Consider the following 19,236-nt stretch of genomic DNA (forward strand, 5'->3'; position numbering starts at 1 on the left):
ACTTCACATGAAAAGACGGGATTTCTTGAAAGCGGGAGCGGTCGCCGCACCTGCAACCATGCTGGCCGCACCCGCGATTGCCCAGGGCAAGATTGAGTGGAAATTGCCGACGTCCTTTCCAGCCAAGGCGCCGGGTGTCGGCACAAATGTGACCACTTTCGCCAAACGCGTTGAGGAAATGTCCGATGGACAGCTGACGTTCAAGGTTTTTTCCGGCGGCGAACTGGTGCCTCCGTTTGGCGTTGAAGATGCTGTCGAGCAGGGAACTGCTGAAATTGGCCACTCGACACCTTATTACGCGGCTTCCAAGAATTCGGCGCTTCACTTCTTCTCCGCTGTGCCCTTTGGCATGTCAGCGGTCGAAACGACTGCCTGGCTGCGATTTGGTGGCGGACAAGAGCTTTGGGACGAGATCTATGCAGAGCGTGGATTGAAGCCGTTTTACTCAGGGAACTCCGGCGTCCAGGCGGCCGGCTGGTTCAAGAAGCCGGTAGAGGGCCTCAACGATCTGGCGGGCCTGAACATGCGCATTGCCGGTCTCGGCGGCGAAGCCATGCGCAAGCTCGGTGTCAACGCCGTACTGTTGCCACCTCCGGAAATCTTCCCGGCCTTCCAGTCCGGCGCCATCGATGCCGCCGAATGGGTAGGCCCCATGCTGGACATGGCCTTCGGTCTGCAGAAGGTTGCCAAATACTGCTACGTTCCTGCGTTCCACGAGCCATCGGCCGCTCTGGAAATCGTGGTCAACAAGGAAGCTTATGATGGGCTGCCGAAGCACCTGCAGGCGATCATCGCAAACGCTGCTGAAGCGTCGTCGGTGGAGATCACAGCCCAGTTTGACTACTACAACGCCGTCGCCATGAAGAAACTGAAGGAGGACGGTGTCACATTCGCAGCGTTCCCGGACGACGTCATGTTGGCGTTGAAAACAGCCGTTGGCGAAGTCATGACGGAAAATGCCGAGGCAAACCCGAAGTTCGCCGAAGTTCAGAAGAGCTACAACACGTTCCTGGATCTCGCGAAGGACTATGCCGCCGAGGTGAAGGCGTCGACATTCATTCAGCGGGTCTGATTGTCGCGGTCTGCCGGGACTTGACGAAGGTTCCGGCAGATCTCATTTGGCCGCCAGACGCTCCCGGTAGACGATGTAAGTGCCGCTGGCGATGATGATTGCCGCCCCGGCATATGTGGCGGCGTCAGGTATTTCTTCCCACAGCAACCAACCGAACAGCGTGGCCCACAACAGTGCGGAATAATCAAACGGCGCAACCACGCTTGCAGGGGCAAGCCGAAAGGCCTGGGTCATCAGGGTGATGCCCGATGTTCCGAAAAGCGCGATGCCCAGGAACAACCAGGCATCTTCAAGTCGCGGAGAAACCCAGAAAAACGGCATGGCAAAGGCGCTGAGCAAGGCCCCGGCACCCACCAGGTAAAGCATGAGTGTCCAGACACTTTCTCGAGGATCGACCCATCGGGCGCTGATCATCAGCATCGCATAGAAAAACGCGGTTCCGAGCGGCAGAAACGACGCCGCCTGGAAAGCGCCAAATCCGGGCCGGACGACAACAATTACCCCCAGAAGCCCGATAAGTACTGCCGACCAACGCCGCCAGCCGACGGGCTGTTTCAGGACCAGCGCGGACAATGCAGTCACAAAAACCGGCATCGCAAAGACCAGAGCCGTAGCTTCGGCAAGTCCGAGATAGATGAAGCTGGTAAAAAACAGGGATGCCGCCGCAAGCCACAAAAGGCCGCGTACCAGGTGCGCCGCGGGCCGATGCGTGTAAAGGGCTGCCCGTCCGCCCAGCTTCAGTGCAATCAGCATGGCAAAGGGCAGTGCGATGAGATTGCGCAGAAACAGGATCTGTATCGGGGGATAGTCCGCTGTCAGTGCTTTTGCGATCGCATCGCTCACACATAGGCAGGCAACACCAACACTCATCATGATGATGCCGCTTGTCACCTGGTTTTGCATCCCTGCTGATGCCGACTGCATGAGCTGATCTCCTTCACCGGCGAGATAAGCAGCAAGATACCTGTGCAACAAGGCTGGTTTTTCTCAAATCAGTCTCCTCAGACAACGTTGCTTGAGGAGAGGCGACGAGAAGCCGCGAGCACCTTTGCGTCTTTGAACGGCAAATGATATCTAGGCCGCCATGACGACATCCAACCGCCTCTATACCGGCCATCAGCCCCGTTTTTCGGTGGCACCCATGATGGAGTGGACCGACAGACACTGCCGTGCGTTTCACCGGCAGCTGTCCAGCCATGCCTTGCTCTATACGGAAATGGTCACGACCGGCGCCGTGATACATGGGGACAGGGAGCATCTGATCGGATTTTCCGATCTGGAGCACCCGATAGCCTGTCAGTTGGGTGGTTCGGATCCGAAGGAAATGGCAGAAGCGGCGAAAATCGTTGCCGGATTTGGCTATGACGAAGTCAACATCAATGTCGGCTGTCCATCCGACCGGGTTCAGTCCGGCCGCTTTGGCGCTTGCCTGATGCAGGAACCGGAACTTGTGGCTGCTTGCGTTTCCGCGATGAAGGACGCCGTAGACATTCCTGTCACCGTCAAATGCCGGATCGGTGTCGACGACCAGGATCCAGAAGTGGCACTGGACAACATGGCGGACGCGGTCTTCAAGGCAGGTTCCGATGCGCTTTGGGTTCATGCACGCAAGGCCTGGCTGCAGGGGCTCAGCCCAAAGGAAAACCGTGATATCCCGCCGCTGGATTACGATCGTGTGCTGCGTTTGAAAGAGCACTATGCCGACAAGTTCATCGGTCTGAATGGCGGCCTGCAGACATTGGATCAGGCCGAACCTTTCCTTAACAGCCTTGACGGTCTGATGTTCGGTCGCGCGGCCTATCACACCCCTCAGATCATGGGTGAGGTGGACCGCAGGCTTTATGGCGCGGATACAGCAGATGTTTCTCCCTGGGATGCAGTCCGCGCCCATATGGCTTATCTGGAAGATCAGCTGGGCAAGGGCGTGAAACTGGCGCGCATGACCCGCCATATGCTCGGTCTCTTCCACGGTCGCCCCGGAGCACGTTCCTGGCGGCGCATCCTGACTGTCGAGGCAATCAAGCCCGGAGTGGGGCTGGAGGTGGTGGAGAAGGCTCTGGCAGCTGTCAGCCCCACGGATTTCAGTCAGGAAGCCGCTGAATAGTCCGCTGGCAGCCCAACCATTAGCTCACGTAGAGTGGGTCAAGGCGTCATGATCAGCCTGTCGCCTTCGATCCTCCAGCTGCGCAACCGGTCCAGAGCGGTCATTCCAAGAAGGTTGCCCTCAAGGGCACCTTCACGGGCCACGAACCCCCGGATATTTCGCAAGGTGTGATCACCGATCGTCAGGGTATCGATCCGCACTGGTGCGACCAGTGTTCGTCCGTTTGCGGTTGAAACCGGAACGGTGAAGGACAGATCATCGGGGTGAAAACCCGCCTGTCGTGCAGTGTCGTAGGTCAGCACGACCGCGCTAGCGCCGGTGTCCAGAAGAAAACGTGTTCGGGTGCCGTTCGTGCGGCCTTCAACGACGAAGTGCCCGCCCGCGTCACGTACGATGAGGATAGACCCGTCCGGCTGTGTGACGGCAAGTCCCGGCGCAAGCGCGCCCAGCACCCGGTATCCGGCCTGAACCAGATCGGCCCGGTAGGTGTAGCCGACAACCAGAAAGACACACAGGCCACCCCAAAAAACGGTTGCCCGCAGGATCTCGCGGACTTTGGGTTGCCCGAAGACAACACTTGCAAGGAAGACGAACGCCAGAGCCGAAAGCGCGACGATGCGAGGGCCCGTGTCATCGAAATTGATGTTCTCCGGATCCGTCGGATCACCGAAAAAGGCATAAAAGGCGACGGCGGCGATGATGGTCACCAACAGGACAACGATCAGGCCACGGAATTTCCTGGGGCCTTCCATCACCGTTCACCCTTGGGACTTCCGTTCTCACGGCGCCTGTCGAGATCGGACAGAACTTCAGCACGTTCATCGTCGCTGTAGCTCGCCCAACCGGCAATTTCGTCAAGCGAACGCAGGCAGCCGGTGCAAAGACCGCTTTCCTGGTCGATTTGACAGATGTTTATGCAAGGTGACTTCATAAGGCGCATATGGCGGCAGATTGTGGCCGTGCCAAGTCTGATTGTGGCAAAAAGTGGAGGTTCAACAACTGATCAGCCACCTGCAGCCAGGGTAACGGGTGCGGCGATGATGCGAATTGGAAGCGTGACCGTGTTGCCGATGAAATCGCCCAGACCTTCGCTGGTCTTGGCGCGCCCGCCCATGTCGGAAACGGATGTCAGGCCCGATTTTCCGAGCGTTTCCCGAAACTGCGGACTGAACTCGGCCAACTGGGCGAATTTCGAGTGATGCGAGCTGTCCAGTGACTCAAGGTCGGTCACGTCGACGACAATGGCGCCGAGCTCTGCCAGTTCCTGATCGTTGGAGTAAGCGCCGACCCGTTCCTTGCCACCGGCAATCGCCCGTGAAAGGCGCAACGCCCGGTCGTCACGAGAAACGATGACCATGTAGGGTCTTGGACGCGGCCCCAGCTTCTTCAGTTGTGCCTTGAAGAGATCGATGTCGATATCGGGAGCGGCAAGAACCACATCCTGGAGCTTGCCGGCCAGCAACTTCCGTTTTTCCGGGGGAGTCTGGATCGCCGCTTCCATCAACAGCCAGTTTCCCATGGAATGCGCCAGAATGTTGATCCGTTCGGCGTTGGTCTTTGAAAGCTGCAACATGGTTTTTTGCAGCGCCTGACGGGCAATAGCGGCGCTGTTCAGATCGTAGATGTAGTCCTGAACCTTGCCGCGAGAGGCCCAGGTGAAGAGCACGGGAACAGCGTTGAGGTCCGCGTCATTGACGATTTGGGTAAACCGGAACAAGGCTTCGGGAAAGCGGGTGTTGTAGCCGTGGATGAACAGGAAGATCTCGCGCTCACCCTTGGGGAGCTTTGCCAATCGCTGATTTATGTCCCGGGTAAATGCGGCTTCGTCGCTGATGTAGCTGGCGCTCCGTGTGACGAAATCAGTCTCGGGATTTCCGGGAAGACTTGAAGGCCACTCGATTGCGCCGGGCTCATGCGTTGGCGGAACAGAAATGACCGCCTCGGCAAAACTGACTTCCGAGCCGCGCTCGCCACTGAAATAGGTGTCGGGCTCGCTATCCTTTTCGCGTGTCGTGACGATCAGGATATCGTGGTTTTTTGTTCCCTCTGCGGGGGCGATCGAAACCTCGAGCGCACCGACGGATGGCCGGCCACCACAAGCCGATAGAAAAAACAGGGCAAGAAGAAACAGCACCACCACCGGTGCCGAAACCCTGAAACGCGGGCGGACCATTGCAATCGACTGGTCGGTCATGTCTGCTGGCTGTCCTTCATCACTGCTTCATGGCACCATAAGCATCCCGAACAAAAAACCAAGTCCGGCGAGTTGTTGAATCGCGCCAAGCACATCACCCGTAGTGCCACCGATCTTGTCGAGCGCAATGCGTCCGGTGAGGTAGGCTGCCCCGATAGCAATCAGGATGCCCAGCAGGAATGCTTCGATCGAAAGGATCAGCGCTGCCGGCAACAGGAGAGGGATGGTCACAAGCAGGGCCTGTTGAACGGTTTGATGTTCGGGTTTGCCAAAACGGGCCGCCAGTCCTTCCGGGCGCGCAAGAGGGTGCTTTTCCCACTGCCAGACAAGCAGTGCGCGGCTGAGGGCCTCGCTGCCAAGAAGCAACAGGGCGGCATCTGCGGGACTGAAACGCTGCCAAAGCGCGGCAAGCAGCGCGACGCGCAGAAGAACCGAAATCAAGAGAGCGAGGGCCCCGAACGCACCGATCCGGCTGTCCTTCATGATCTGCAGTCGTTTCTCGCGTGTTGCTGCGCCGAAGAACCCGTCTGCGACATCGCTCAACCCGTCCTCATGCAGCGCGCCGGTGACCATGGCCAGCGTGCCCGCAACAAGTGCTGCAACGGCAAGCGGCGGCAGATGTGTGAAGCCGAGAAACATGCCGAAGCCAGCAGCGGGCAACGCGACCGCGATGCCGGCAAGTGGGGCGGCCCTTGCAATTCGAGTAAAATCGGGGGCGGCGGATGGATCATCCTGTGCGTTGACTTTCGAGAGTGGCAACCGGGAAAAGAACCGAACGCACGCTGCTGTGTCAGCAGCAAGACCTTCAATTTCCAGACCATACTTTTTTCCACGATTCCGGGTGTTTGGGGCACTCGTTGAGAGCCCGGAATCGGAGGTCTGGTCGGTTTCAGGGCTCATAAGGCCGGTCCTGCGCTTGAGTTTTGTCAAGGTGCGGTTATAGATCAGCCGCTTAACAGGACCAAGTGGCTGACGACCATCCACAAGAAGACCGGGAACCAAAAACATGTCCCTTTCCGACACCGCGCTTCCATTCGACGATATCCGCAATCTGGTGAAGTCGATGCCAGGACCGGACGACGAAGCCCTCATGAAAGTTCGTGAGCGTGACAGTCAATTGACGAAACCGGCCGGATCTCTTGGGCGTTTGGAAGAAATTGCGGAGTGGCTCGCTGCGTGGTCAGGCAAGGCTCCGCCAAAGGTTTCCCGGCCGCTGGTTGCGATCTTCGCCACCGCACATGGCGTCGCCGATGAAGGTGTCTCCGCGTTCCCGAGCGCTGTCAACAAACAGATGGTCGAGAATTTTGCCGCGGGAGGTGCCGCCATCAACCAGATCTGCCGCAGCAATGACGTCGGCCTGAAAGTGTTCGACCTTGCGGTTGATCTGCCGACACCCAGCATCACCAGTGAAGATGCGATGGACGAAGCCAATTGTGCGGCGACCATGGCCTACGGCATGGAAGCGCTGGCCGGCGGTATCGATCTCATCTGTCTTGGAGAAATGGGCATTGGCAACACCACGGTGGCAGCGGCCGTTTTGAACGGGTTGTTCGGTGGCAGTGCAGAAGACTGGATCGGTCGCGGCACCGGTGTCGATGACGAGGGACTGGCACGCAAGCGGGATGCGGTGGAAAAGGCGGTTGCCCGACTGAATGGTGTCAAGGATCCGCTCGAAATCCTGCGACGGGTTGGCGGACGTGAAATCGCGGCAATGGCCGGTTTGATCATCGCGGCACGCCTGCAGAGAGTGCCTGTTGTCGTCGATGGATTTGTGACGACCGCCGCAGCGGCTGTTGTGTATGCAATGGACCCTACCGGACTGGACCACTGCCTGTTTGCTCACGTTTCTGCAGAGCAGGCGCATTCAAGAGCGCTTGACCACATGGGCAAGGATGCCCTTTTTGACTTCGGCATGCGACTGGGCGAAGGATCAGGTGCAGCGCTTGCGACCGGTATCATCAAGGCAGCAGCGGAGATGCACTCCGGCATGGCGACCTTTGCAGATGCCGGGGTTTCGGAAAAGTCTGAATAACGATCGAGATTCCCGAGATTGGCTTGGGGAGTTTTCCCTAAGCCGATTTGACATCACGTTGCTGCCTGACGCGATCCGTATCAAAACTGGCGGCAACGTCATCGGAAAAATGCATGTTTCGGGAAGAGGGCAGGGAAACCGTAACTTCCGTGCCTTCACCCAGGTTTGACTTCAATGCGAACCTGCCATCATGCATGCCGATGAGCGCCTGTACGATGGAAAGCCCCAGGCCGGTCCCAGGTTCCGCACTCCTGATTGCGTGAGAGCCCTGTCCAAACGCTTCCAGAACAGTTGGAATTTCTTCCTCCGGAATGCCGGGGCCGGTGTCCTTGATGGAGACGTACTGGCCTCCATCTACCGTCCTGCCGACCGTAATCCCTACTTCGCCGCCAACGGGAGTAAATTTTACCGCGTTGGACATCAGGTTGAGGATGACCTGACGCAAGGCGCGTTCATCGGCCCAGACACGCGGCAGCCCGCCATCGTGAGCATGATGAAGAACGATGGACTTCGCCTTGGCGCGAACGTTCATCATGGTCCTGCATTCTTCGGCGATGTCGCCCAGGAGCAAGGCCTCTTCGTGAAGTTCGTGCCGGCCGGCCTCGATCCGCGAGAGGTCCAGAATCTCATTGATCAGGTTGAGAAGATGCTGACCGGAGCCGTGTATGTCACCTGCATAGGACTTGTAGTTTTTGTTGTGCATCGGCCCCAGCACTTCATCCTTCATGATTTCTGAAAATCCGAGGATGGCGTTGAGCGGGGTGCGCAACTCATGGCTCATGGTTGCCAGGAAACGGGACTTGGCGATGTTTGCGGCTTCCGCTCTGCGGCGAGCCTCATCCGACATGGCATTCGCTGTTTCCAGCTCAGCAATCAGATGATCCTTGTCAGCCCTGTATTCCAGCATTGTATTGGTGTTCTTCAAGAGCTGATTACCCAGGATCAGGAAGAACCCTTGTGCGCCGATAGCCATGGCGGCAAGCGTGTAATGGATCGGATTTCCCTGGAGCAGGAAGCACACGGTCACCACGAGCGTTGTGGGCAAAGTGCTCGCGAGGAGGCATCTGGGCAAGGTCGCCGATTGCATGGTGTTGGTGGCAACAACGATCAGCAGTGTCGCGAACTGGAAGATGACCAGCTCTTCACCCGCATCGACAGGTTTCGGCAGCAGGGGAAATGTCGCCCAGCCACAGCCGTAGATCAGGTCGCCGGCGGTAAAGCGCCATGGCCAGATTTTCCGTGCCTGCTGTTCCGATGGGGCTTTTTCATACGCATGGCTGATACCGACCATCACGAAATGCAGGCACAAAGTGCTCAGGAACCAGGCGAGCGACAGAACCGGATTGACCCAGAGAAGCGAAATGACCGCGACAATCAGGGCGAGAAGAGGAACGGCGTAGGCTGCGTTGATCCGTGTGTCGGCAAAAAGGTGCTGGCGCTCAAGGTCGAATGTCGAATAACGGTTTTCAGGTGTACCCAGACGGCTGCGCGCATTTCTCGCAAACCGCGCCATTTCCCGGCGACGGATTGCCCGCTGCCTGTTGATGGCGAAATTGTCGTCTTCGCTATGTTCTGACGAGAGGGATCCCATGAGCAGACCGGGCGGTGTTGGTTTCGTTAAAGTGATACTGCGTGTTTATGCAATCTGATCCAACATTCCTTAAGATCATCCTCAAGATCGTGGTAAGGGAAGGGTTAACCAGCTGTGCCAAGGTGCAACTCATTGTCGGAAAAAGTGAAATCTACGAGCATTGAAGCGCTGGCTGACAGTGTACGCGCCTGCAGAGTCTGTGTGGACAAGCCGGAGAAAAAGCCGCTTCCGCATGAGCCCAGACCGGTGTTGCAGGTCTCTTCGACCGCGAGGATATGTATTTGCGGACAGGCGCCTGGAACGCGGGTCCACCGCAGCGGGCGACCGTTTACCGATCCTTCCGGCGACCGGTTAAGGGACTGGATGGGGATTGGAGAGGAGGTCTTTTACGATCCCTCACGCCTTGCCATCGTGCCGATGGGATTTTGCTTCCCCGGCCTCGATGCGAAAGGAGGTGATCTGCCGCCCAGGGTTGAATGCAAACGAATCTGGCATGATCGTATCTTTGCAGCCATGCCTCAGATCGAACTGATACTGGTCATTGGTCAATACGCGCAAGCCTATCACCTGGGTCCAAAGCGCAAGAAATCTCTGACTGAGACCGTGGTCAATTGGAAGCAGTATTTCGAGGATGAGCCAACCGCCGGACAAGCGGTTGTTTTGCCATTGCCGCATCCTTCCTGGCGCAACAATGCCTGGCTGAAAAAGAATCCCTGGTTCGAAACGGATCTGCTTCCGGTCCTCAGAAGCGAGGTCGCACGTCTCGTATGATGTGTCTTCCTGGAGAGGTGTTTTCGAATAAAATTCTCATTTCTCTGAGAATTGACAATCCCTTTGCAATTCCGTTACCTGTTTTGTCCAAGGTGTGAAATCATTTCCCAAGATCTGGTCAAGGATCGGCGGAAATAATCTGCTGCCAACTGCTGGATCTCCTGCTCATGATTGACCGTATCGACCGACGCATCCTGTCCATTTTGCAAGAAGACTGCACCGTACCGGTTGCGGAGATCGGTCGCCGGGTCGGACTGTCGACCACACCGTGCTGGCGTCGCATCCAGAAGATGGAAGAAGACGGGGTCATCACAGGGCGGGTCGCGCTTCTCAATCCAACCAAGGTCAATGCCAAGGTCACGGCATTCGTTGCCATCACCACAAGCCAGCACTCCGAAGACTGGTTGAAGAAGTTCGCGGATGTGATCCAGGAGTTTCCTGAAGTTGTCGAGTTCTACAGGATGGCGGGGCAGGTTGACTATCTGCTGCGAGTGGCGGTGCCTGATATCGAGGCCTATGACGCGTTCTACAAGAAGCTGATCTCCAGGATCGACATCTCCGATGTTTCGACAACCTTTGCCATGGAGCAGATCAAGAACACGACCGCTTTGCCATTGGCATATGTCGCTCCTGAAAAACCGCGTTCCGACGCATGACCGTCAGGCTGGTGAAGACGTGGCGTCAGACGGGATGTCTGGCAAAAAAGCGGGCAGCTTCAGCTTCCGTCACCTTCTGACCGGAAAAGATCTCTGCATAGTAGGGCATACGCTTCAAGCGCGGTTCCAAAGGTTCCGCAGGACCATCCTTGATCATCGAAATATAGCCGATCTGGGTCTGGTAGACGGTGTTTGCCCGGATGTTGGCATAGTGCGGGTCGTATTCGAAGCGCTCGAACATGGTTTGAAAGGCTTCTACCCGCACCCGGTCTGCCTCTTCCAGCATACGGGCGAGGTCATTGTCCGCGTGAGCCCAATTGCGAAACGCAAATTCCAGTTGTGAATCAAACAGATCCGGATCCAACCACAGGTCGAAGATGTTCAGGATGGCCTCGGTGATCGTTTCCGCATAAGCCTCGGTGCGCTTTATCAGGTTGCCTGTGTTTTTTGCCTGCCAGAGCCTGATCAGGGCGTCCAGCAAGTCGTTTCTGTCAGAGAAGTGACCGTAGAAACTCGTGCGGGAAAGACCCAATCGCTCGGCAAGCGGCATGACCTTCACCGCATCGATGCCGCTGTCCAGGAGCGCCTGATAAGCCGCCTGTATCCATATTTCCCGCGTTCCGCGCCAACCGGATGTCTTTTCAATCAAAGGCTCGTTCATACCCGCTGGATATCAGCCGGAAAACAGGCTGACAATCAAAATTGACACCTGTGTTCTTAAAAGCGACATGAATGTCGTTTTTGGAACTTTCAAGCGGCTGACCGAGGCTCTACCTTGTCATCAACGTTGGTTCCCGGGACGTGGGGAGCAGGCGCTTTCATGAGGGAGAGGCATGTCGAAAGATCCACTGTTGCAGCCTTATCAGCTCAAACATCTGACGCTGAAGAACCGGATAATGATCACTTCGCATGAGCCGGCCTATCCGGAGGACGGCATGCCCAAAGACCGGTACAGGGCCTATCACGAGATCCGGGCGAAAGCCGGTGTGGCGATGACCATGACCGCCGGGTCCGCAGCCGTTTCCCGCAACTCGCCACCGGTCTTCAACAACATCCTTGCCTACAAGGATGAGGTGGTGCCCTGGGTAAAGCGTTTGACGGATGCCTGCCATGACCATGGCTGCGCCGTGATGATCCAGTTGACGCACCTGGGGCGCAGAACTCACTGGAACAAAGGGGACTGGCTGCCGGCTGTCGCTCCTTCCCATGAGCGTGAAGCCGCTCACCGTGCGTTCCCCAAGCAAGTTGAAGACTGGGACATCGACCGGATCATCCAGGATTATGCCGATGCGGCCGAACGCATGAAAGAAGGCGGTATGGATGGCATTGAGCTGCAGGCTTACGGTCACTTGATGGATCAGTTCTGGTCGCCTGCGACCAACACTCTGGATGGTCCCTATGGAGGATCGCTTGAGAACCGTATGCGGTTTTCGCTTGAAGTCATTGACGCGGTTCGCAAGCGTGTCGGCGATGAATTCATACTCGGCATTCGCTTTACCGCAGACGAGGATCTTGAAGGTGGCATCACTCCTGAAGAGGGGATGCAGATCGCGCGCAGACTGAAGGAAACCGGGCAAGTCGATTTTCTCAACGTCATCCGCGGGCATATCGACACCGATCCGGGGCTTACCGACGTCATTCCCGTCCAGGGCATGCGCAACGCTCCACATCTGGATTTCGCCGGATCCATCAAGAAAGAAATCGGACTTCCGACGTTCCACGCCGCAAAAATACCCGATGTCGCAACGGCCCGTCATGCGATTACCGAAGGGCTTCTCGACATGGTCGGCATGACGCGTGCGCATATGGCCGATCCGCTGCTCGTGAAAAAGATCGCTGAAAAACGGGAAGAGGACATTCGTCCCTGCGTAGGTGCAACATACTGCCTGGACAGGATCTACCAGGCAGGGGATGCCCTTTGCATCCACAACCCCGCAACGGGTCGCGAACTGACGATGCCACACGAAATCCCGGCAGCGGATCTGAAGAAAAAGGTCGTCGTCGTGGGTGCGGGACCCGCTGGAATGGAAGCGGCGCGCGTTGCCGCAGAGCGGGGCCACGCCGTAACCGTTTTCGAAGCAGCGCCGGATGCCGGCGGACAGGTTCGGCTGACGGCTCAATCGGAGCGCCGGCGGGAGATGATATCGATCATCGACTGGCGCATGGATCAGTGCCTGGCCCGAGATGTGCGCTTTCGCTTCAACACTCTTGCCGAAGTTGAAGACGTCGAGGCGGAAAAGCCGGATGTGGTGATCGTCGCGACAGGTGGTCTGCCACACACCGAAGTATTGACTGAAGGAAACGATCTGGTCGTCTCGGCGTGGGACATCATTGCCGGTGATGTGAAACCGGGGAAAAGGGTCCTTGTATATGACGATGCCGGAGATCACCCGGCTCTTCAGGCGGCGGAGATCATCGCAAATTCCGGAGCTCATGTTGAAATCATGACACCGGACAGGTCGTTCGCGCCCGATGTCATGGCCATGAACCTGGTGCCTTACATGCGCGCGCTGCAAGACAAGGATGTGCGCTTCACCGTTACTTATCGGCTGAAAGCCGCGCATAGGTCAGGAAACATGATCAAGGCCGTGGTGGGCACGGATTATTCCAGGTTCACCGAGGAGCGGGAGTTCGATCAGATTGTCGTCAATCACGGCACCGTTCCGATGGATGAACTCTATTTCGAGTTGAAACCGAATTCGAAGAACCTGGGCTCGGTGAGCCAGGAGGCTCTGATTTTCGGCAGACCGCAGCCGCTGGATGCGAACCCGGAAGGGGACTACGCGCTCTACCGAATTGGAGATGCCGTTTCAGCGCGCAACACCCATGCCGCAATCTACGATGCTCTTCGTCTGATGAAGGATATCTGAGGTCATTTTCGCTGCTGCACTTTTTTGCAGCAGCGTCTCACTTGAATAAGCGTATGCCGCTTTTGCGCAATGCCAACGGGCCTGCGTGCGCCTAACTTCTTGCCTAGTGAGGGGCCGGCGCAGCCGGTAGGACAGGATCAATCATCATGTACAGCGACGCAGATATTCTTTCTCTGTTGTTGGGCCGTCGCGCGGGACATTCCCTGCCGCAAGCCTTTTATTCAGACGGCGATGTCTTTCAGGCGGATATGAAAAACATCTGGCACAAGGACTGGGTTTTTGCCGTTCCTTCTGCCGAAGTGCCGAAATCCGGCAACTACGTCACCCTGCAGATCGGAGCCTACTCGATCATCATTGTCCGGGGAGCAGATGGTGTCCTTCGGGCGTTTCACAATTCGTGCCGTCATCGCGGCAGCCGTATCTGCTCGGCTGCAAAGGGCTCCGCACCGAAACTCGTATGCCCGTACCACCAGTGGACCTATGAACTTGACGGAAAACTGTTGTGGGCGCGGGAAATGGGTCCGGAGTTCAAGCCCGAAGACCATGGCTTGAAAACGGTTCACTGTGTGGATGTTTCAGGCATGGTGTTCATCTGCCTGGCGAAGGTAGCACCGGACACCCGTGACCTGGAACAACAGGCTGCACGCTATCTTGGGCCGCACGACCTCTCCAACCTGAAAGTCGCCCATCAATCGACAATCGTCGAAAAAGCCAACTGGAAACTGGTGTTGGAAAACAATCGCGAGTGCTATCACTGCTCGGGTTCGCACCCTTCGTTGTGCCGCACATTCCCGGATGATCCTAACCTGGTGGGCGCGGACGATGCCTCCAGTTCCAATGTCGGCAAGGCGCATGTTGAGCGCTGTGAAAATGCCGGACTGCCGTCGAAATACATGATCTCCGAAAACGAGCAGTGGCGCTTCGTCCGCATCCCGTTCCTTGGAGATGCGGTCAGCTACACCATGGATGGGAAAGCTGCCGTTTCCAAACGAATTGGCTCCATTCCGTTCGACGATGCCGGAACTTGCCTCTTTTTCCATTATCCCAACACCTGGAACCACTTCCTGTCCGATCAGGTGCTGACTTTCCGCGTTTTGCCGATCGGTCCGATGGAAACCGAAGTTACAACAACCTGGCTGGTTCACAAGGATGCACAGGAAGGTGTCGACTACGACCTCAACAGGCTTTCTGAGGTGTGGATTCACACCAACGACGAAGACCGACGGATTGTTGAGGAAAATCAGATCGGTATCAACTCCCCGGCCTACGAACCAGGGCCCTATTCGCCTGTTCAGGAAAGTGGAGTAATCCAGTTTATCGACTGGTATGCGCAATCGCTGGAAAATGCCTTGATTGGCCGTTTCCGTGTAGCTGCGGAGTAAGACAATGATTCCGATGCCAGGGCCCGGCACTCCTGTCTGGAGTGACAGCGAATATCTGGAATGCGTGATGGTGGTCCCGGAAGCCCCCAACGTGAAGACGTTCTCTTTCCGCCCGCCTTCCGGAGCGACCTTTGTCTACAGGGCAGGGCAGTTCATAACGCTGGACCTCCCGGTTCCGGGCGGCAACGTTCAGCGCACATATACTCTGTCTTCGTCGCCGGTTTCCAACGCCTACATCTCCGTCACGGTCAAGGCTCAGGCAGACAGTGTCGGCACAAGGTGGATGTTGGATCATCTGAAGCCCGGCATGCGCCTCAAGGCGTTCGGGCCTGCCGGCCTCTTTCATCTGCCACCCAATCCAGACGGAAAGTTCCTCTTCATTTCTGCCGGGTCTGGCGTGACGCCGATGATGTCCATGGCTCAAACCTTGTTTGAACGCGGTGAAGATCCCGATATCTGCTTCATTCAGTGCGCCCACAGGCCGGTCGATCTGATCTTCCGGCAGAAGCTGGAGTATATGGCAAGCCGGGTAACCGGGCTTCAACTGCACTTCGTGGTCAACAAGAGTGATCCTTATGAAGTCTGGACGGGCTATCGCGGGCATCTCAACCAGTTGATGCTTGGCCTTATGTGCAACGACTATCTGGAACGGGATGTCTATTGCTGCGGTCCGGAAGGTTTCATGGATGCCGTTCGTGAGATCCTGAATGCTCTCGGCTACGACATGGACCGCTATCATCAGGAGAGCTTCCAGGCTCCGGCTGAAAGCAAGGCCGAACTCACAGAGTTCGACGATGTCGTTCCGCAGGAAGACACCCAGGCGCAGATTGTATTCGCGCAATCCGGCGTTTCGGCCTGGTGCACGGAAACCGACACGGTGCTTGCAGTGGCAAAGGATGCCGGACTGAATATCCCCTCCGGCTGCACCTTCGGCGTGTGCGGAACCTGCAAGGTGAAGAAGGTCTCCGGCGATGTCCATATGGTTCACTCCGGAGGTATCAGCGAGGAAGATGTCGATGCCGGCTACATTCTTGCCTGCTGTTCAAACCCGATCGGCACCGTCGAAGTAGAGGTTTGAGGGACAACTCAAAAGGAAACATTCAAAAATTGCGATGTATCAATTGCGAAGCTGTGATAAGGGCTTAAAGTGTCCGCATTCGCAATTGGGAGGACATTGCATGTTGCATGATTTCAAGAAGACCACCGCCTTGCTGGTTGCCCTCGGCGGAATGATCGTCGGCGGAGGTGTGGGTGCTGCCGATGCCGGTTCGGTACCCGAAGGCGTGACCGCCTACGAGGTTTCGGCAGCCTTTGAGGACGTCCGGTTTGATCTGGAAAACGCCATCGTCAATCGTGGTCTGGTCATCGACTACGTTTCGCATATAGGAACAATGCTCGACCGGACGGCTGCTGATGTCGGCAGCGACAAGAAGATCTTCGAGAATGCAGAAGCGATGCTCTTCTGTTCCGCCGATTTGTCTCGAAAGGCAATGGAAGCCGACCCCGCGAATATCGCCTATTGCCCATACACGGTGTTCGTTTACGAGACACCCGGAAAGCCTGGACAGGTAACCGTTGGTTTTCGCAATCTGAGCGAAACGGGTTCCGAAGCGTCCAAGACGGCGATTGCCGAGGTGAACAAGCTTCTCGACGGGATCGCCAAAGAGGCCGCCGGCGAGTAGAAGACCTGGTGCCTGTTGCCTGCCTAAGGCAAGCCAGCCGTTTTCAAGTCACGCGGAGGCGTGTTCGTATCTTCTCCGAAGACAATTCCCTGACAGCTTCCCGGCCAACGCGCCGGGCAGTTCTGTCTTCGGCGGATTGAAGATCTTCAGCGACCGCAAGTGCGGCCCCGTGAAGATCTTTTGACCGTTTGCCGATTTGCCTCAACGCCCAATGAACAGCCTTCCAGACGAAGTTTCGTTGGTCTGTTGCAGCGTTCCTTATGAGTTCCAGATAGTTGAGAAACTCGGTATCCGGTGCTGATTTCGCATGCACGGCCCGCCAGGCGATCAATGCGAAGGCGGCGCGTTTGACAAATTCACGTTCGTCATCCGCATAAACGGGAACCAGCTGATCAGAGTCCTTTCGACGAGCCAGAACGTTGGTCAATTGATCGCACAAGTCCCAGGACTGAACATCTTCCAGCCAGCTTGAAGCACGGTCGGCCGTCATCGCCTTCGGAGGAGTGAGCAGGATCGCGAGCAGGCGCGCCTCGTGATACTCACTCTCCCAGAGTTCCTCCGCCAGGTCAGGGGACTTGCCGATCCGTCGGGCAAATGGTCTCAGGACCGACATGGGAACGCCAAAGGCTCTGGAAGCATCAATCCCGAACCGCGCCAAACCGGCGCGGTTTTCCTCGGTTCCCATTGAACGCAGCTCGGCTACGACCGCATTGCTTGTCCAATTGTCCACCTGTGTCATGGCAGCGACCGGACTCTATTTCCTGTCTGCGTTTTCCAACCGGGCAATCAGGCTTGAAGTGTCCCAGCGATTGCCGCCCATGGCCTGAACTTCCGCATAGAACTGATCGACCAGCGCGGTAACGGGCAAACGGGCTCCTGTCTCATTGGCAGTCTGCAGGCAAATGCCAAGATCCTTGCGCATCCAGTCAACGGCAAAGCCATAGTCGAATTTGCCTTGCTCCATGGTCTCCCAACGGTTTTCCATCTGCCAGGACTGGGCAGCACCGCCGCGCACCGCAGAGATGACTTTCTCGACGTCCAGATCAGCTTTTTTCGCAAAGTGAATCGCTTCGGAAAGGCCCTGGACGACGCCGGCAATGCAAATCTGGTTGACCATCTTGGTGAGCTGTCCTGCGCCGCTGCTCCCCATCAGACCGACAAATTTCGCGAAGCAATCTATGACCGGTTTCGCCTTGTCAAAGTCACCTTCGTCGCCGCCGCACATGACGGTCAGAACGCCGTTTTCAGCTCCAGCCTGACCGCCGGACACCGGCGCGTCGATAAAGCCGCAGCCCTTTTCCTTGGCAGCGGCATAAAGCTCACGGGCAACATCGGCGGAAGCTGTCGTGTTGTCGATGAAGATGGATCCTGCTTTCAGGCCGTGAAAGGCGCCATCCGGCCCCGTTGTCACCGAGCGAAGGTCGTCGTCATTGCCGACGCAGGCAAACACAAAGTCACAGTCTTCAGCTGCTCCGCGCGGCGTCTCGGCAAACTTGCCGCCATATTCGTTTGCCCACTTTTCAGCCTTCGCGGTGGTCCGGTTATAAACGGTAACCTCATGACCGCCCTTGGTTTTCAGGTAGCCAGCCATCGGATAACCCATGACGCCCAAACCGATGAATGCAACCTTTGCCATGATGACGTTCCTTATGCAGAAGAAGGCCCGGCTTTTTGCCGGGCCTCTTTGAGAGATAGTTCATCATGGTTTTAAGGCATTTGCGATGAACTGTCAGTCCTTCGCGAGCACCGATTAGCGCGATTTGCGGGCAAATCTGGGAAGCCACCTGAGCGAAGTTTGGCGCTCGAGTTTGCTTTGTGTTGCCGGATCGGGCCTTGTTTGCGGCGTGAAACGGCTGGCTTCCAGAAAAGATTGCGCGTAGATATTCAACATGATCTAACATCCTTCTGTGAGTTTGTATGGTTACTATGTACGCACATACGGACAAAATGCGACTCAAGAAGATTTTTGAAATGTAAGGTGAAGTAACATATGGATTGGCGCACCCTTCCTTCACTCAACAGTTTGAGAGCCTTTGCTGCGGTTGCCGAAGAAAAAAGCCTTTCGGCGGCGGGCCGTGAGTTGAATGTTACCCATGCGGCTGTCAGCCAGCAGGTGAAAAGCCTTGAGACGTTTCTCGGCCTCCAGCTCGTCGTACGTGAGGGGCGGGGAATTGCGCTGACACCGGAAGGCGAGCAACTGTTCAGAGGGATCAGCAGCGGTTTCGAAACCATTCAGGATACGGTTGACGAGTTGTTGCATCAGGATGTTGGCCGGCCGCTCAACATTACGATGACGCCGTCCTTTGCCATCAGCTGGCTGATGCCGCGGATCAACGACTTCCGGCTCAAGCATCAGGATATCGAGCTGATGCTCAATCCGACGGCCGAAAATATCGAGCTCAAGCCGGGCGGTGTCGATCTTGCGATCCGATTCGGGCGAGGTGACTGGCCGGGGCTGGAATCGGAACTGCTCTTCAAGACCAATTTCGTTGTCGTGGGTGCTACCCGTCTGGTGGGAGATTGCGGTATCAAGAAGCCGGAGGACATTCTTGAATATCCCTGGCTACAGGAATACGGAACTAACGAACTGGTCATCTGGCTGGAGAAGCAGGGCATTGTTCCGAAGGGCAAGCTGAACATCACTCACTTGCCGGGATACATGGTTCTGGAAGGCATCAGGCGCGGTGAGGGGATCTCGGCCACAGCAGAAGTGTTCGTCGAGGCCGACATAGCTGCGGGAAACCTCAAGGTTCTTTTCCGGGATGCCGTCTACACCGGCTCCGGCTACCACCTGCTCACAAGGCCAGGGGTGAACCGCCCACCGCTCAAGGCGTTCATGAGCTGGATACGCCAGATGCGCGACGAGCAGGCCAGTCTTTGAG

The 19,236-nt window shown here is 56.8% G+C and carries 19 protein-coding genes; 10 read left to right on the forward strand and 9 right to left on the reverse strand.

Annotated features, from left to right (window positions below; translation table 11 throughout):
• Positions 1 to 7 precede the first annotated feature (7 nt).
• Complete coding sequence (locus ABLO27_RS03505) at positions 8 to 1,072, forward strand: TRAP transporter substrate-binding protein (protein WP_353030455.1); 1,065 nt, start codon at positions 8 to 10, stop codon at positions 1,070 to 1,072.
• Positions 1,073 to 1,114: 42 nt separating this feature from the next.
• Here the strand turns inward: ABLO27_RS03505 and ABLO27_RS03510 are convergent, their stop codons facing one another.
• A complete protein-coding gene (locus tag ABLO27_RS03510) occupies positions 1,115 to 1,996 on the reverse strand; it encodes a DMT family transporter (RefSeq protein ID WP_353030456.1) in 882 nt (293 codons plus the stop codon).
• A gap of 160 nt (positions 1,997 to 2,156) precedes the next feature.
• Here ABLO27_RS03510 and dusA point away from each other — a divergent pair, with 160 nt between their 5' ends.
• Positions 2,157 to 3,176 (forward strand): tRNA dihydrouridine(20/20a) synthase DusA, encoded by a 1,020-nt coding sequence (gene dusA, locus ABLO27_RS03515; protein ID WP_353030457.1) that lies wholly within the window; start codon positions 2,157 to 2,159, stop codon positions 3,174 to 3,176.
• 38 nt (positions 3,177 to 3,214) lie between these two features.
• Here dusA and ABLO27_RS03520 read toward each other — a convergent pair whose 3' ends face one another.
• From ABLO27_RS03520 to ABLO27_RS03535, 4 genes are all read right to left on the reverse strand, one after another.
• A complete protein-coding gene (locus tag ABLO27_RS03520; protein WP_353030458.1) occupies positions 3,215 to 3,928 on the reverse strand; it encodes a retropepsin-like aspartic protease family protein in 714 nt (237 codons plus the stop codon).
• Complete coding sequence (locus tag ABLO27_RS03525) at positions 3,928 to 4,116, reverse strand: DUF1289 domain-containing protein (protein ID WP_417714735.1); 189 nt, start codon at positions 4,114 to 4,116, stop codon at positions 3,928 to 3,930. The genes ABLO27_RS03520 and ABLO27_RS03525 overlap by 1 nt, the downstream gene beginning before the upstream one ends.
• 63 nt (positions 4,117 to 4,179) lie before the next feature.
• Positions 4,180 to 5,370 carry an alpha/beta hydrolase gene (locus ABLO27_RS03530; RefSeq protein WP_353030459.1) on the reverse strand — a complete coding sequence of 397 codons (1,191 nt, stop codon included), beginning with the start codon at positions 5,368 to 5,370 and terminating at the stop codon, positions 4,180 to 4,182.
• 27 nt (positions 5,371 to 5,397) lie between these two features.
• Complete coding sequence (locus ABLO27_RS03535; RefSeq protein ID WP_353030460.1) at positions 5,398 to 6,378, reverse strand: adenosylcobinamide-GDP ribazoletransferase; 981 nt, start codon at positions 6,376 to 6,378, stop codon at positions 5,398 to 5,400.
• On the opposite strand from ABLO27_RS03535, the gene cobT reads away from it, so the two are divergent.
• Positions 6,377 to 7,402, forward strand: a complete 1,026-nt coding sequence (gene cobT / locus ABLO27_RS03540; protein WP_353030462.1) for a nicotinate-nucleotide--dimethylbenzimidazole phosphoribosyltransferase — start codon at positions 6,377 to 6,379, stop codon at positions 7,400 to 7,402. The genes ABLO27_RS03535 and cobT overlap by 2 nt on opposite strands.
• A 37-nt stretch (positions 7,403 to 7,439) precedes the next feature.
• Here cobT and ABLO27_RS03545 read toward each other — a convergent pair whose 3' ends face one another.
• Positions 7,440 to 8,993 carry a sensor histidine kinase gene (locus ABLO27_RS03545; protein WP_353030464.1) on the reverse strand — a complete coding sequence of 518 codons (1,554 nt, stop codon included), beginning with the start codon at positions 8,991 to 8,993 and terminating at the stop codon, positions 7,440 to 7,442.
• A 132-nt stretch (positions 8,994 to 9,125) separates the two neighbouring features.
• Here ABLO27_RS03545 and ABLO27_RS03550 point away from each other — a divergent pair, with 132 nt between their 5' ends.
• Both ABLO27_RS03550 and ABLO27_RS03555 read left to right on the forward strand, forming a co-directional pair.
• The gene (locus tag ABLO27_RS03550) at positions 9,126 to 9,764 is read left to right on the forward strand and encodes a uracil-DNA glycosylase family protein (protein WP_417714736.1); all 639 of its coding nucleotides are present in this window, start codon (positions 9,126 to 9,128) and stop codon (positions 9,762 to 9,764) included.
• Between the two features lie 170 nt (positions 9,765 to 9,934).
• Positions 9,935 to 10,420 (forward strand): Lrp/AsnC family transcriptional regulator, encoded by a 486-nt coding sequence (locus ABLO27_RS03555; protein WP_353031694.1) that lies wholly within the window; start codon positions 9,935 to 9,937, stop codon positions 10,418 to 10,420.
• A 25-nt stretch (positions 10,421 to 10,445) separates the two neighbouring features.
• On the opposite strand, the gene ABLO27_RS03560 is transcribed toward ABLO27_RS03555, so the two are convergent.
• Positions 10,446 to 11,081 carry a TetR/AcrR family transcriptional regulator gene (locus tag ABLO27_RS03560; protein WP_353030466.1) on the reverse strand — a complete coding sequence of 212 codons (636 nt, stop codon included), beginning with the start codon at positions 11,079 to 11,081 and terminating at the stop codon, positions 10,446 to 10,448.
• Between the two features lie 172 nt (positions 11,082 to 11,253).
• Here ABLO27_RS03560 and ABLO27_RS03565 point away from each other — a divergent pair, with 172 nt between their 5' ends.
• The 4 genes from ABLO27_RS03565 (at position 11,254) to ABLO27_RS03580 (ending at position 16,354) form a co-directional block, all read left to right on the forward strand.
• On the forward strand, positions 11,254 to 13,290 hold the full coding sequence (locus tag ABLO27_RS03565; RefSeq protein WP_353030467.1) for an NADH:flavin oxidoreductase: 2,037 nt from the start codon (positions 11,254 to 11,256) through the stop codon (positions 13,288 to 13,290).
• A 146-nt stretch (positions 13,291 to 13,436) separates the two neighbouring features.
• A complete protein-coding gene (locus ABLO27_RS03570) occupies positions 13,437 to 14,672 on the forward strand; it encodes an aromatic ring-hydroxylating oxygenase subunit alpha (protein WP_353030468.1) in 1,236 nt (411 codons plus the stop codon).
• 4 nt (positions 14,673 to 14,676) lie between these two features.
• The gene (locus ABLO27_RS03575; RefSeq protein ID WP_353030470.1) at positions 14,677 to 15,750 is read left to right on the forward strand and encodes a 2Fe-2S iron-sulfur cluster-binding protein; all 1,074 of its coding nucleotides are present in this window, start codon (positions 14,677 to 14,679) and stop codon (positions 15,748 to 15,750) included.
• A gap of 100 nt (positions 15,751 to 15,850) precedes the next feature.
• Positions 15,851 to 16,354, forward strand: a complete 504-nt coding sequence (locus ABLO27_RS03580) for a DUF302 domain-containing protein (protein ID WP_353030471.1) — start codon at positions 15,851 to 15,853, stop codon at positions 16,352 to 16,354.
• A 43-nt stretch (positions 16,355 to 16,397) separates the two neighbouring features.
• On the opposite strand, the gene ABLO27_RS03585 is transcribed toward ABLO27_RS03580, so the two are convergent.
• Both ABLO27_RS03585 and ABLO27_RS03590 read right to left on the reverse strand, forming a co-directional pair.
• A complete protein-coding gene (locus ABLO27_RS03585) occupies positions 16,398 to 17,093 on the reverse strand; it encodes a DNA alkylation repair protein (protein ID WP_353030472.1) in 696 nt (231 codons plus the stop codon).
• A 15-nt stretch (positions 17,094 to 17,108) separates the two neighbouring features.
• The gene (locus tag ABLO27_RS03590) at positions 17,109 to 17,990 is read right to left on the reverse strand and encodes an NAD(P)-dependent oxidoreductase (protein WP_353030473.1); all 882 of its coding nucleotides are present in this window, start codon (positions 17,988 to 17,990) and stop codon (positions 17,109 to 17,111) included.
• Positions 17,991 to 18,344: 354 nt separating this feature from the next.
• Here ABLO27_RS03590 and ABLO27_RS03595 point away from each other — a divergent pair, with 354 nt between their 5' ends.
• Positions 18,345 to 19,235 carry a LysR family transcriptional regulator gene (locus ABLO27_RS03595; RefSeq protein WP_353030474.1) on the forward strand — a complete coding sequence of 297 codons (891 nt, stop codon included), beginning with the start codon at positions 18,345 to 18,347 and terminating at the stop codon, positions 19,233 to 19,235.
• The last annotated feature ends 1 nt before the right edge of the window (position 19,236 follow it).

The organism is Roseibium sp. SCP15, assembly GCF_040329435.1.
GTDB lineage: Bacteria > Pseudomonadota > Alphaproteobacteria > Rhizobiales > Stappiaceae > Roseibium.

What these genes read in the sequence shown, in the direction of transcription:
- ABLO27_RS03590 (WP_353030473.1), bottom strand. Translation starts at nt 17,990, where the DNA reads ATGGCAAAGGTTGCATTCATCGGTTTGGGCGTCATGGGTTATCCGATG.
- ABLO27_RS03570 (WP_353030468.1), top strand. Translation starts at nt 13,437, where the DNA reads ATGTACAGCGACGCAGATATTCTTTCTCTGTTGTTGGGCCGTCGCGCG.
- ABLO27_RS03580 (WP_353030471.1), top strand. Translation starts at nt 15,851, where the DNA reads ATGTTGCATGATTTCAAGAAGACCACCGCCTTGCTGGTTGCCCTCGGC.
- ABLO27_RS03535 (WP_353030460.1), bottom strand. Translation starts at nt 6,378, where the DNA reads ATGTTTTTGGTTCCCGGTCTTCTTGTGGATGGTCGTCAGCCACTTGGT.
- ABLO27_RS03585 (WP_353030472.1), bottom strand. Translation starts at nt 17,093, where the DNA reads ATGACACAGGTGGACAATTGGACAAGCAATGCGGTCGTAGCCGAGCTG.
- ABLO27_RS03530 (WP_353030459.1), bottom strand. Translation starts at nt 5,370, where the DNA reads ATGACCGACCAGTCGATTGCAATGGTCCGCCCGCGTTTCAGGGTTTCG.
- ABLO27_RS03510 (WP_353030456.1), bottom strand. Translation starts at nt 1,996, where the DNA reads ATGCAGTCGGCATCAGCAGGGATGCAAAACCAGGTGACAAGCGGCATC.
- dusA (WP_353030457.1), top strand. Translation starts at nt 2,157, where the DNA reads ATGACGACATCCAACCGCCTCTATACCGGCCATCAGCCCCGTTTTTCG.
- ABLO27_RS03525 (WP_417714735.1), bottom strand. Translation starts at nt 4,116, where the DNA reads ATGCGCCTTATGAAGTCACCTTGCATAAACATCTGTCAAATCGACCAG.
- ABLO27_RS03520 (WP_353030458.1), bottom strand. Translation starts at nt 3,928, where the DNA reads ATGGAAGGCCCCAGGAAATTCCGTGGCCTGATCGTTGTCCTGTTGGTG.
- cobT (WP_353030462.1), top strand. Translation starts at nt 6,377, where the DNA reads ATGTCCCTTTCCGACACCGCGCTTCCATTCGACGATATCCGCAATCTG.
- ABLO27_RS03560 (WP_353030466.1), bottom strand. Translation starts at nt 11,081, where the DNA reads ATGAACGAGCCTTTGATTGAAAAGACATCCGGTTGGCGCGGAACGCGG.
- ABLO27_RS03575 (WP_353030470.1), top strand. Translation starts at nt 14,677, where the DNA reads ATGATTCCGATGCCAGGGCCCGGCACTCCTGTCTGGAGTGACAGCGAA.
- ABLO27_RS03595 (WP_353030474.1), top strand. Translation starts at nt 18,345, where the DNA reads ATGGATTGGCGCACCCTTCCTTCACTCAACAGTTTGAGAGCCTTTGCT.
- ABLO27_RS03545 (WP_353030464.1), bottom strand. Translation starts at nt 8,993, where the DNA reads ATGGGATCCCTCTCGTCAGAACATAGCGAAGACGACAATTTCGCCATC.
- ABLO27_RS03505 (WP_353030455.1), top strand. Translation starts at nt 8, where the DNA reads ATGAAAAGACGGGATTTCTTGAAAGCGGGAGCGGTCGCCGCACCTGCA.
- ABLO27_RS03565 (WP_353030467.1), top strand. Translation starts at nt 11,254, where the DNA reads ATGTCGAAAGATCCACTGTTGCAGCCTTATCAGCTCAAACATCTGACG.